General features: G+C 47.9%; 9 protein-coding genes. 3 read left to right on the top strand and 6 right to left on the bottom strand.

The features are described from left to right. Window positions 1-163: 163 nt before the first annotated feature. Window positions 164-649: a hypothetical protein gene (locus DW182_RS06160; RefSeq protein ID WP_118294975.1), complete on the bottom strand. Its 486-nt coding sequence runs from the start codon at window positions 647-649 to the stop codon at window positions 164-166. Between the two features lie 419 nt (window positions 650-1,068). Then, a complete protein-coding gene (locus tag DW182_RS06150) occupies window positions 1,069-2,388 on the bottom strand; it encodes a VapE domain-containing protein (protein ID WP_118294973.1) in 1,320 nt (439 codons plus the stop codon). Window positions 2,389-2,818: 430 nt separating this feature from the next. Here DW182_RS06150 and DW182_RS06145 point away from each other — a divergent pair, with 430 nt between their 5' ends. Next, window positions 2,819-3,115, top strand: coding sequence for a hypothetical protein (locus DW182_RS06145; RefSeq protein ID WP_118294972.1), 297 nt, complete (start codon window positions 2,819-2,821; stop codon window positions 3,113-3,115). Between the two features lie 11 nt (window positions 3,116-3,126). Here the strand turns inward: DW182_RS06145 and DW182_RS06140 are convergent, their stop codons facing one another. Then, complete coding sequence (locus DW182_RS06140) at window positions 3,127-4,473, bottom strand: MATE family efflux transporter (protein ID WP_118294971.1); 1,347 nt, start codon at window positions 4,471-4,473, stop codon at window positions 3,127-3,129. A gap of 123 nt (window positions 4,474-4,596) precedes the next feature. Here DW182_RS06140 and DW182_RS06135 point away from each other — a divergent pair, with 123 nt between their 5' ends. After that, window positions 4,597-5,532: a DUF5106 domain-containing protein gene (locus DW182_RS06135; protein ID WP_118294970.1), complete on the top strand. Its 936-nt coding sequence runs from the start codon at window positions 4,597-4,599 to the stop codon at window positions 5,530-5,532. A gap of 129 nt (window positions 5,533-5,661) precedes the next feature. Here DW182_RS06135 and DW182_RS06130 read toward each other — a convergent pair whose 3' ends face one another. From DW182_RS06130 to DW182_RS06120, 3 genes are read right to left on the bottom strand one after another with little or no spacing between them, the layout of a single operon-like run. Next, window positions 5,662-7,026: an efflux transporter outer membrane subunit gene (locus tag DW182_RS06130; protein WP_118294969.1), complete on the bottom strand. Its 1,365-nt coding sequence runs from the start codon at window positions 7,024-7,026 to the stop codon at window positions 5,662-5,664. After that, on the bottom strand, window positions 7,023-10,226 hold the full coding sequence (locus DW182_RS06125) for an efflux RND transporter permease subunit (protein ID WP_118294968.1): 3,204 nt from the start codon (window positions 10,224-10,226) through the stop codon (window positions 7,023-7,025). Before DW182_RS06125 ends, DW182_RS06130 begins: the two co-directional genes overlap by 4 nt. A gap of 3 nt (window positions 10,227-10,229) precedes the next feature. After that, window positions 10,230-11,387, bottom strand: a complete 1,158-nt coding sequence (locus DW182_RS06120) for an efflux RND transporter periplasmic adaptor subunit (protein WP_118294967.1) — start codon at window positions 11,385-11,387, stop codon at window positions 10,230-10,232. 178 nt (window positions 11,388-11,565) lie between these two features. Here DW182_RS06120 and DW182_RS06115 point away from each other — a divergent pair, with 178 nt between their 5' ends. Beyond that, a complete protein-coding gene (locus tag DW182_RS06115; RefSeq protein ID WP_118294966.1) occupies window positions 11,566-12,402 on the top strand; it encodes an AraC family transcriptional regulator in 837 nt (278 codons plus the stop codon). The last annotated feature ends 46 nt before the right edge of the window (window positions 12,403-12,448 follow it).

Here is a 12,448-nt window from a genome sequence, read left to right as displayed (position 1 = left end):
TTGTAGAACATATTTTTAAGAAGGAACGTGGACGGGCACGGAAGGGTACACATAATTATATTATGCGCGCGTGCGAAAGACAAAAGAATGCGAAGCCCTAAAAAAAGGACTCCGCATTCACGAGATGAAAAAAGGATTGAAAAAGAAACGGTATATATATTGGTTAGATGAGGCATTTATTCTTTTTCCAAGTGAACAGACTACAGAGGAAAGCCCATATGCCTTCCTTTTCTGAAATCCTGCTCTTATAATTATCCACAACTTTGGCATGCAGCAAAAGAACCTCATTGGCAAGATTAGTCATTTTCTCCAAATCGGCTATTAACTTCTCTTCCCGTTGAGTATGCACATAGTTTTGTTCCAGCAAATCATCGTTGAATTTCTCCAATCGGGCATTTTCCTGATAAAGCCAATTCACATGCTCTATCGGAAGACGCTCAACAGTTTCATCATCAGGATAAGATTTTATCGAATTAAAGACAAGGGCCTTATCAAGCTCCTCGGTATCCAGCATCGGATTGGTGTCATCATAAGGCTCCTTATCTAAAGACGAGTACGTTAGATAACTAAGCCTGATCCATTCAAGGATGCGTTCCTCAGAAATGCCGTATTTTTCGGCTGCTAATTTCATAGATATCCAATTAGCCATATAGTGTTTGATTATTTAGTTTAAAATCAACCCTATACGGCTATAATGGTATATTATAAAGGTACGGGGTCTTACCAATCCCAGTAGTCAGGTATGTGGCGCACCCTTGACACAGGACGAGTAAGCCCGTACCAATGACTGATACAGGCTACGCTCATCCGGGCATCAATTAAATTGCCACATTTAGACTACTCCGGAAGAGGACATGACTATATTGAAATATTATCATGTCAATGCTTCTGTTGCAAAGATACGTTTTTTTTCACACCCAACAACAAAAACATTCATTTGTTTTGACTCCCACCCAAAATATATTCTAAAATAAGACTCTTTCAAACTACTTATCAATAGATAAACCACTTCACAATAAAATGCCCTCTCACCCCTTCCACACCACTGAAACGGTTTATTCATCGGCATTAACGGGTGGAAGGGGTTGTAGATAGGGAAACAACTGAATAATAATTACCATAACGGCTGCGCGAACGAGGAAATCCCAATGGGGCAAGCTGTTGCGCAAATGCATTCGGATTTATTCCCCGCATGGCTGCCGGGTTCTGCTTCTTCAAGACCTTAAAAATGTCGGCAGCCGAAAGATGCAGCACCACTCCATTCTGATCTTCAGCAGTGGAAGGACGGAAACAGGAATGAAGAAGTTCTTCCATCAAATTGCAACGCTGGAATGCCCGATTATGCTCCTGCAACTCACATTCTTCCTCTGCCGTAAACCAATAACGGGCACCGGTCAGAAGTTCTTGCTTCAACTGGGCATAGATTTGTTTATGTTCGATATGAGAACAGTCTATCTTGCCTTTTACCTCAATGCAGAGAAAACGTCGACTTCCGGTAGGGTCGGCAAGCAGATCGAAACGATTGCTTGTACCAATGAAAGAGGCGATGCGCGGCAGGTTGCGATAGTTCCGCTGATAGGCTTTACAGAGGTTCAAATCTGCCATCTGCATCAGATTTTTCAGCAAAGGCATTTTCGACGCCGAGTATTTGTCGAACTCGTCAAGGTTCAGCAGTCCCATTTCTGACATCTTACGGGTGACGTTCCCTTTCGAAGTTAGTTCCACTTCGTCAGAATAGTAGCGGGACAGGCAATCGGGCATCAGGCATTTGCAGAAAGTGGATTTCAAAAACCCCTGTTTCGCACTGACAAGAACGGGGGCCACACTATTGGCATGCTTCCCCGTCATCCCCAGCCATTGGGCGGTGAGGGCCAATAGCCATATATGAAAATCTTTCAGCCATAGCGGGTCGGGAGAAACACGACGGGCAAGCGCTTCGAGGCGGTCGATGCCATCCCAAGCGGGAAGTTCATCCATGTAAAGGTGGAAAGGGTGATAACCGGGGACGCAGGTAGAGTAAAGATAACGGCTGATGTCCTTATCCCAGCAGGCAATGCCTTGCGCATGGGCTTCGAGGCAAAGAGTGTTCAGTTCCCGCTTGCCAACGGGCGAAAAGCCCTCTCCCACTTTACCCGCCGGACGATATTTGGTTTCTTCCGTCAGCAGATTATAACGGAAATCATAGGTGGATTGCAGGAAAGCGTTCACATGTTCCGTCAGGCTGACCGGGGCGGGCTTGGTTAGAGCGGCCGACGCAGGTTTTGTCTGTTGTTCTATGACGGGCGTGCTCTGCACAGGGATAATTTCCGGCCGGTCTTTCGGTAGTTGTTTTTCGTCCCTCCAATTCTCTAAAAGAGAGGCGATGAATTGCATGATTTTTGTCTTCATAATTTCATTATTCATTTAGTGATTAATGACACGAAGTTAGTATATGGAATAGCGGTTTGCAAGTATTTGACAGAATTAATCATCAGTTTTTTTCCTAATAAGAAAGGGACTTTCTTTACGTCTTTAGGACTAAGGGAGAACGTTTTTAAGGGGCAGTATTATGAATGAACGACTGGAGTTGGTCGAAAGAATGACTGGAGTTATTCTATTGGTCAACTTCAGTTGTTCGATTAGCCGATTCCAGTCGTTCTTTAGTAAGAGTTAGGCTAAAATTTGTTCTCCTTATATATGAAAGGTGATTTCGCTCTATTACTTAATAGAACGTTATTTGCAGGTGGAAACAGGAGTTAAGAACATTGAGAAAGGACAAAAGAGAAGCACAAAGAACCCTTCCACACGTTAAGGCCGATGAATCAGGGGATAGAAGGGTGTGGAAGGGGGTAAAGGAGAAATTATCATTTACCAAACACCGAACGGACAAACGGAGATTGATGTAAGAATGGAGAAAGAGACTGTATGGCTGACATTAAATCAAATGGCTTTATTGTTCGACAGAGATAAGTCTGTGATATCAAGGCATATAAAAATCATCTTCAATGAAGATGATTTAGACCGTAATTCAGTTGTTGCAAAAAGAGCAACAACTGGTAGATTTGCAGAGAGCCGGACAGAAGAAAAAGACATTATGGTAAAAGTGGTGGTGAATCTGATTAATAGAAACAATTAAACCAAGCTATATCATCCCCTCTTTTTATCCCTTAACGTCAAGATCACAATAATCGCCACAGCAGTCATATCTCCTGCCGCCACCGCGAGCCAGATGCCAGTGACTCCGAACAACAAAGGCAACACGAAAAAGAACAGCACCGGCAGCACACCCCGCAACAAGGTGAGCCTCATCACACGATTTATCCGTTCGATACTGGTGTAATATCCGATAGCGATGACATTGATTCCGAAGAAAATATAATCGACGGCAAACAGGGGAAGACCGGCAACTGCATACTGCCAGGCATGACTTTCCCTGTCCGGCAAGAACAGCGAAACAATGTCTCCGGAGAAATACACGAACAATCCGCTTATCATCAAAGCAAAAATAACGGCAGAGGTCACTGATAAGCGCAATGCCTTATTGGAACGCGCAATCTGTCCGCAGCCATAATTATAGCTGATAATGGGTTGTGCCGACTGAACCATCGCATTGAACACCATGAAAATAATGGGAAATAGATAGCAGACGATACTATAAGCCGCTACCCCGTCGGTTCCCAAGTGACTCATAAACACGTAATTGCCCGCAATAGCCATTACGGCAATGGTGACTTCGCTCAAACAGGATGACACGCCGAGTTTCAGCATATACCACGTATTCCTCAGTGTCAGCCGGATGCTCTTGACGCTCACCTTCAAACGGGCAAACCGGATAGCCACAGACGGACGGAACAAATAAATCAGCAACATGAAGGTTCCGACCAACTCGCCCAGGTCGGTAGCAATGGCAGCACCGAAAAGTCCCCATCCGAAAATGAAGATGAAAATATAATCGAGCAGGATGTTGACAAACGTAGCCGCCAGCATGGCCCACATGGCAAAGTTCGGGTTCGTCAGGCGCACAAAGAAAGGTAGTGCCACCAACAGCACCGTGGACGGAATGGATATGGAGAACCAGAACAGATATTCCGCCGCCAGTTCCGTCAGATGCCCCTCGGCTCCCAGCAAGGTTACTGCCGTTTCCGGAAAGACAGTCAGCAATATCCCCATGGCAACACTGACAATCGTCAGCATGACTACCGCCTGTGTAACATTGATATTAGCTATCAGCCGCTTGCCACGCGAGAGGTTGATGGATGCGAGAATGCCTCCCCCCATACCAAACATCAGTCCCAGCCCGGCGGCAATCATAAAAACAGGCGCTGCGATATTCACTGCCGCAATCGCATCGCTGCCTATTCCACGTCCCACGAATATCCCATCGACCACGGTAAACAACGCGGATGACACCATACCCAACAACGTGGGGAAGAGTTGTTTTGCATACAACTTACTCACACTCATGTTTCTGAAATCCAGATTATCCCTTTGCATATCTCATTGTTTTTAAAAAAGCGGGGCAAAGGTAGGACTCATAAAATTGCTGATACTTAACAAATGGTAATTAAAGCAATTTCTTTATCTTTGTGCTTTAGAATATTATAAATCAACCGGATTATGAAAACTTATCTCAACATTTTCTTTCTGTTCCTGATTCTCTGCACTGCATGCGGAAATCGTAAAGCATCTGACAATCAAGCAGAAGACATTAAAAGTGACAGCACAAAGATATTTGCCCTGCCCGTCATACCAGCTTTGCTGAATACTCCCGAATCGCGCGCAGATTATCTGGTGCGCCACTACTGGGAAAATGTGGATTTCGCTGATACCACCTATCTCGACCATCGGGAAGTGATGGAGCAGGCGTGGGTGGATTATATCGACATTATGAAACTCGTGCCGGAGGAGACTGCTATCAGTGCCATCAAACAGATGTATAAGGATGCGGGAAAGAAGAAGAAGGTTTTCTTCTACTTTACGGATTTAGCCGAAAAATACCTGTACGACCCGAACTCGCCCATGTGGAACGAAGAACTTTATATTCCGGTGCTGGATGCCATGCTGGAAAGCACCGTGCTGGATGATACGGAGAAGATACTTCCGAAAGGACGCCGGGAGCTGGCAGAGCAGAACCGCCTGGGAAGACAGGCGGAAGATTTCACCTACACGCTGGTATCGGGAAAGAGCGGTACTCTATACGGAGTAAAGGCAGACTACACGCTGTTGTTCATCAACAATCCGGGATGCCATGCCTGCGAGGAAGGCATTAAGGAGTTGAAGCAAGCCCCTGCCATCAACAAGGAATTTGAAGCTGGAAACTTAAAGATACTGTCTGTTTATCCGGATGAAGATAAAGAGGAATGGGAAAGACATCTGTCCGATTTCCCGAAGGAGTGGATAAACGGGTATGATAAGAAATTAATGATTAAGGAAAAGAACCTGTATGATTTGAAAGCAATACCTACTTTGTATTTGCTGGATAAGAATAAGAAGGTGTTGCTGAAAGATGCGGTTGTAGGACAGATAGAACAGTATCTGCAACAGCGGCAATAACGTTAAAATCCCCTTTCGCCACTTTCACCGGGGTTATGAAATCCGGAAAAAGGAGCAAAAGGGGATGGAGAAACGAGAGAAGAGAGAGTATGTAACTATAGGTCCCGGATTCCACTCCGGGACTTTCTTTTATTCCCTACCACCACCCAAGGCCTGATAGAGATTAATAATTCCCTGTATTTCATCGAACCGGTCGGCTATCTGCGTCAGTTGGGCAGAGAGCAGGGATTGTTGTGCGGTAAGTACTTCCAGATAGGTGGAATTACCATGCCTCATCAATAACTGGGTGCTGCGCACGGCGGTTTCCAGAGAAGTGATTTGCCCGTCGCGCAGCTCCGTCTTATCACGGGCCACCTGCACCTGCGTCAGTGCATTGTTCACTTCGCTGCCTGCATTCAGCAGGGCTTGCTGGAACGAAAGTTTAGCTTCTTCCTGTTGGGCTTTGGCTATTTTCAGTTGCACCATGTTCAGACCTTTATTGAATAAAGGTTGCGTCAGCGAGCCGACAGCAGACAACAATAGTTTTCCGGGATTGATAATCATGCTTCCGGCAGAGTTGGTCCAGCCCGCCGTTCCACTCAGTGTGATGGACGGATAGAACGCCGAACGGGCGGAGTTGGTGCTATAAAAAGCCTGCGCCAGTGAGAGTTCCGCACTCTTCACATCGGGACGGCGGGAAAGCAACTGCAAAGGCACGCCGACAGCAAGCTCTTGCGGAAAGTCCTGTCCCTCCAGTTTTCCCCGGTCAATGGCATCGGGCACATCGCCCAACAGAATGGAAAGGGAGTTCTCCACTTCACGAATCTGCTGCTTGATGTCGAGCAAAGAAGCCTCCACCATGTAGCAATTCGCTTCGGTCTGGGCTACTCCCGCCTCATCCGTCATGCCCGCCGCTTTCATGGCGCGCATGGTTTTCACGCTTTCGCGCCATTTCACGGCGGTTTCGGCAGAGACGTTGTATTGGGCATCGAGCATTAATAAGGTATAATACATATTGGCAACATTGGCTATCAGCGATGTGGTGACGGCTTGTTCGTACTCCAGACTTTGAAGATAGAGAGCTTTCGCACGGCGTTTCGCATTGGTCAGTTTGCCGAAAATATCAATCTCCCAACTGGCGGATGCAATGCTGGTGTACGTCCAGGAGCCTTTGGATTTATCGAAGCTGCTGACACCACCTTGCGGGGTCAGCATAAACGAAGGCAGGTACGCCAGGCGGGCGGAAGAAAGAGTGGCTTCCGCCTCCTTGATGCGCCAGTGAGCGGACTGCAAGTCGGTGTTGCCTTGCAGCGCGTGCTCGATGAGAGATTGCAGTTGCGGGTCAGTGAACAACTCCCGCCAGGAGAGGGAGGCGATAGAGGTGGTGTCTTCCACTTCTACATCCTGCCCGTAAAGTCCGTCGGTCTTGACTTCGGGACGTTCATATTTGGTATAGATGCCGCAACTGCTCAACAGTAAGGCTGCGACAGCTAAAGTGATGATTTGTTTCTTCATTTTTCTTTTGATTGATGTTCTTCTATTTCTTTCTTACTCACTTCCATCTCCTCCTCAATCTGCCAATCTTTGGTCGGCATGGATTGTGCCGGACGAAGACGTTCCTGCAACCACTGGAAGGTGACAAACAGAGCCGGAACGATGAAGAGCAACGCCAGTGTACCGATAGTCATACCACCTACTACACCCGTACCCAACGAACGGTTACCGTTAGCACCTACTCCGGTAGCTACCACCAGCGGGAACAGACCGAAGATCATGGTGAGTGCCGTCATCAGGATAGGACGAAGACGGGCTTTGGCCGCACTGACTGCGGAAGCAATCAATCCCATACCCGCCTTACGGCGTTCAGCAGCATACTCCGTCAGCAGAATGGCAGTCTTAGCAAGCAAGCCTATCAACATAATCAAACCAGTCTGCAAGTAGATGTTATTCTCCAATCCCGCCATCTTAGCGAACAGGAACGTACCCATCAACCCCACCGGAACAGCCAGAATCACCGCAAACGGAACAATGAAACTTTCATAAAGCGCACTCAGAATCAGGTAAATCATCAGAATACAGATAGCGAAGATAATCACCGTCGTACCGCTTTGCTGGTTTTCCTCACGGGTGATACCACCGAAATCGTAACCGTAACCTTTCGGCAGACTTATCTCCGCCGTTTCTTTCACGGCACGGATAGCGTCACCCGTACTATATCCCTCGGCAGGCATGGCATTCACCGCAATGGAGTTGTACATATTGAAACGGCTCAGCGTCTCGGCGCCATACGTACGCGTCAGCGTAACGAACTGGCTCAACGGAGCCATCTCACCATTTGCCATGCGCACAAAAGCGTTATCCAATGAACTTTCATCCATACGATACTGCGGGTCGGCCTGAATCATCACCTTATATACTTTAGAGAAACGGTTGAAGTTGGACACATACTGTCCGCCGTAGTAGCCCGACAGCGTAGAGAGCACCGCATCGGAAGTGATGCCGGCACGCTTGCACTTGGCTGCGTCCACCTCTACCATCCACTGCGGATAGCGCACGTCGAAAGTAGAATAGGCCATAGAGATTTCGGGACGCTGGTTCAAGGCGCCCAGATATTGCTGGGTGGTCTGGAAGAATGTATTCACATCCGTACCCAACTTATCCTGCACATTCAGGTCGAGAGCGTTACCCATACCGTAACCCGGAATCATACCCGGAGCAATGGCGAATACCGTAGCATCCTTGATGTCTGCCGTGCGGGCATAAATCTGTCCGATGACCGCCTGCACTTGGTCTTCTTTCTTCGTTCGTTCATCCCAGGGTTTCAGTTTCACTACAATCATACCGAACGAGTTTCCCTGTCCGGACAACAAACCGTAACCAGTCACCTTCTGAATATGCAGTTTCTGCGGCATACCTTCTAGGCGTTCCTCAATGCGGAGCATAATCTCGTCCGTCGTCTTCAGAGAACTACCCGGAGCCGTGCTTACATTGACAAACAGTACCCCCTGGTCTTCATCGGGCACGAGACTGGTCTTCGTAGAGTTCATCAGAACCACCAGCAACACCACCGAGCAAGCCAGCAACGACCACGACAGCCAGCGGCGTTTGATAAAGAACAGCACCGCACCTTTATACTTCTCAACCACCACATCAAAAGCCGCATTGAATGCCCTGCGGAAACGTGCAGCGAAATTATTCTTCTGTGTGCCGTCTTCATTAATATAAGGTCTCAGCAACAGGGCGCAAAGTGCCGGACTCAGCGTCAAAGCGTTAACGGCCGAGATACCTACGGCAACCGCCATCGTCAATCCGAACTGGGTGTAGAACGTACCGGACGTGCCACTCATGAACGACACCGGAATAAACACCGCCATAAATACCAGCGAAGAGGTGATAACCGCATTACTGATACCTTTCATTGCGTCGATACTTGCCATATAAGAAGACTTATACCCCACGTCGAAGCGCGACTGCACCGCCTCGACGACGACTATGGCGTCATCCACCACCGTACCAATCACGAGCACCAGGGCGAACAGCGTTATCAGGTTGATACTGAATCCTGCCACTGCCATGAAAGCAAACGTACCAATCAGCGAAACCACGATACCCACCAGCGGAATCAGCGTGGAACGGATGTCCTGCAAGAAAACATACACTACCAGGATAACGAGGATGATCGCCTCAATCAACGTCTTCACCACCTCATGGATAGAAGCGAACAGGAAGTCGTTGGAGCTCATCATCCGCGTGAGTTCTATGCCTTTCGGCAAGTCCTTGCGCACTTCATCCAGCAATTTGTCGATGTTCTGGTTCACTTCCGTTGCATTGGAACCGGCCGTCTGGAACACCATGCAGGACACGCCGTTATGCCCGTCCATGCCGCCTTTGTAGGCGTAGCTGTCCTTACCCAGCTCGATGTCTGCTATATCTTTCAGTTTCAGCACTTCGCCGTCTTCCGTAGAACGGATAACGATTTCACCGAATTCCTCCGGTGTGATGAGACGGCCTTTATACTTCATGGTATACTGGTAAGTCTCGTCCGAGTTCTCACCGAACGAACCGGTAGCCGACTCGATATTCTGCTCGGCAAGCACTGCCGACACATCCGATGGAATCAGTTTGTATTGCGCCATCACATCGGGTTTCATCCAGACGCGCATACTGTAGTCACCACCCATAATCATCATATCACCCACACCTGAAATACGGAGTATCTGCGGTTTCAGGTTGATGCTGATATAGTTGGACAGAAAGTTTTCGTCGTAAGAGTCGTCGGGACTGTGCAGCGAAAACATCTGCAAAATACTGGTCTGGCGCTTCATGGTCGTCACACCCACCTGGGTAACTTCCACCGGGAGCTGTCCCGTAGCTTTGGACACACGGTTCTGCACGTTGACTGCCGCCATATCGGGGTCAGTGCCCTGCTGGAAATAAACGGTGATGGAAACCGTACCGGCATTGGTGGCGCTGGAAGTCATATAAGTCATGTTCTCCACACCGTTGATAGCTTCTTCCAGCGGTGCGATAACGCTCTTCTGCAATGTTTCCGCACTGGCACCGAAATAATTGGTGCTTACCATGACGGTAGGCGGGGCAATATCGGGATATTGTTCTACGGGCAGGGTAAACAGCCCGATGATGCCCAGGATGACAATCGTAATAGATATGACTGCCGAAAGTACCGGGCGTTCAATAAATGTTCTTAAATTCATGGATTAATCCTCCTTTGTTTGTTGATTAGCAGTTGGCTGTGCGGCTGAAGATGCTGATTTAGGCTGTATCGGCGTACCTTCACGCAGCAAGCCCACTCCTTCGGCCACGATGATATCCCCCACACTCAAACCATTATCTACTATATATTCTTTTCCTCCGTTCACACGGGTCACATCTACCGGAGCAGACTGTGCTTTGCCGTCTATCACCTTAAATACAAACACTTTATCCTGCAACTCATAAGTGGCCGCTTGCGGAATAACGATGCAATTCCGTTTTTGAACAGGGACTACCACATTGCCCGAACCTCCACTCTGCAACAATCCGTCCTTATTGGGGAATACGGCACGCAGGCTGACGGTTCCGGTCGATGTATCTATCACACCGCTGATGGTCTCTATCTTTCCCTGCGAGGGGTACGTCGACTTATCATTCAGGATCAGTGAAATAGAAGGCATTTCTTCGAGCGCCTTGTTTTTGGAACCATAGCGGCGGGTCATATCCAGCAACTGGTTTTCCGTCATCGAGAAGTACACGTACATATCGGAATTATCGGAAACCGTAGTCAACGGTTTAGGCAAACTGGCACTCACCAAAGCACCCACACGATAAGGCAAAGTACCTACAACCCCGTCGGCAGGGCTTTTCACTTCGGTATACGAGAGGTTATTGGCAGCACTCACACGCTGCGCTTCCGTCTGCGCCAACTGCGCCTTTGCTGTCAACAGGTTATTGTAAGACGTCTGCAAGTCGAACTCCGAAATTACGTTCTGTGCAAACAACTCCTTCTTACTGTCATACGTCAGTTGCGCGGTAGCCACACTTGCGCGGGCTGCTTCCACATTGGCCTCGGCAGTCTGCAAAGCGGCACGGTAAGGCACTTGATCGATGATGAACAGCACTTGCCCCTTACGGACGGACTGCCCCTCTTCCACACAAAGCTTAGTCAGGAAACCGGATACCTGCGGATAAATGTCGATGTCTTGTCGTCCACGGATACTCGCTGAGTAGGTAGTTTGCAATTCTCTGTCGGAAGTCGTGATTCCCATCACTTCATACTCTGAATTGGTCTGCACGGTGGGAGCTTGTCCGCATGCTGCCAATGTCACACTACAGATGAGCGTCATCATCTGCTTTGTCAATCTCTTCTTTGTTATCATACTACAATCTTTAAATGAAAAAACTTCTTTTTCTAAATGTCGGCGGCAAAGGTATACCGTTTTTGAACAATAACTTGTTTCATTTGTCGCACTCCATTGTTCATTTTCGGAACAGGCCACTTAACGTTTGAAAAAGATATCCTACCTTTGTACCATCAAAATTCTCAAAAAGACAAGTATGAATCCATTATTAACTACCAAAGCAGAAACATTCAGAGCCGGAGAGGACGATCTGGACTTTTACCGCAACCGCCTCATCAAACTGACCAACGGTGCACTCCTGTATTGTACCAAAGGGGAAGCGGATTTTAGTATAGATTTAGAGGAATATCACATCGTTCCCAATACGAACGTAATGTTGCTGCCCGGTTCCATTCTTTCATTGAAATCGGCCACGAAGGATTTCCGGGTACATTACTTCGCTTATTCGGGCGAAATGATAAAAGTTGCCTGTTTCCGTCTGGACCCGGCTTTCATGCATTTCATGAAAGAAAATGCGTGCTATACCCATACAGATCCCGAAGCGATAAGGGCCATCACGGGACTGATAGGTGCAAGCGCAGCCGTCTATGGCGACAAGGAAAACAGGTTTCAGGAAAGCATTGCCCAGAACCTGCTTCAGATATTCTTTCTGGATACTTATGATAAGGTGCAGCGGTACTTCACCAAAGAACAACTGGAAGGGAGCAACCGGAAAGGGCAATTATTCAAGAAGTTCATCCACCTGGTACATACGCACTGCACCAACCAACGGGATGTGGCCTTCTATGCCGAACAACTCTGCATTTCCACGCGCTACCTCTCAGCCATCACCAGGGAAGCAGGCAATATTTCCGCTAAAGAAATCATTGATGAATTCCTGATGCTGGAAATTAAAGTGGCACTGCAATCCACCAACCTGTCGCTGAAAGAGATAGCCGACCGCTATAATTTCCCCGACCAGTCGTTCTTCGGACGGTTTTTTAAAAAGCATACGGGGATGTCGCCTAAGGAGTATAGGATGACGAGGGGATAAGGGCACAGTAGGAAAGTGCCAATCTAAACTGATTCAGAAAGTTCGG

The sequence above is a fragment of the Bacteroides sp. AM16-24 genome, from assembly GCF_003471885.1.
Classification (GTDB): domain Bacteria; phylum Bacteroidota; class Bacteroidia; order Bacteroidales; family Bacteroidaceae; genus Bacteroides.
Note: the sequence above shows the minus strand (reverse complement) of the source record. Positions and strands in the feature narration are given on the sequence as shown.

What these genes read in the sequence shown, in the direction of transcription:
- DW182_RS06115 (WP_118294966.1), top strand. Translation starts at nt 11,566, where the DNA reads ATGAATCCATTATTAACTACCAAAGCAGAAACATTCAGAGCCGGAGAG.
- DW182_RS06160 (WP_118294975.1), bottom strand. Translation starts at nt 649, where the DNA reads ATGGCTAATTGGATATCTATGAAATTAGCAGCCGAAAAATACGGCATT.
- DW182_RS06135 (WP_118294970.1), top strand. Translation starts at nt 4,597, where the DNA reads ATGAAAACTTATCTCAACATTTTCTTTCTGTTCCTGATTCTCTGCACT.
- DW182_RS06130 (WP_118294969.1), bottom strand. Translation starts at nt 7,026, where the DNA reads ATGAAGAAACAAATCATCACTTTAGCTGTCGCAGCCTTACTGTTGAGC.
- DW182_RS06125 (WP_118294968.1), bottom strand. Translation starts at nt 10,226, where the DNA reads ATGAATTTAAGAACATTTATTGAACGCCCGGTACTTTCGGCAGTCATA.
- DW182_RS06140 (WP_118294971.1), bottom strand. Translation starts at nt 4,473, where the DNA reads ATGCAAAGGGATAATCTGGATTTCAGAAACATGAGTGTGAGTAAGTTG.
- DW182_RS06150 (WP_118294973.1), bottom strand. Translation starts at nt 2,388, where the DNA reads ATGAAGACAAAAATCATGCAATTCATCGCCTCTCTTTTAGAGAATTGG.
- DW182_RS06120 (WP_118294967.1), bottom strand. Translation starts at nt 11,387, where the DNA reads ATGATAACAAAGAAGAGATTGACAAAGCAGATGATGACGCTCATCTGT.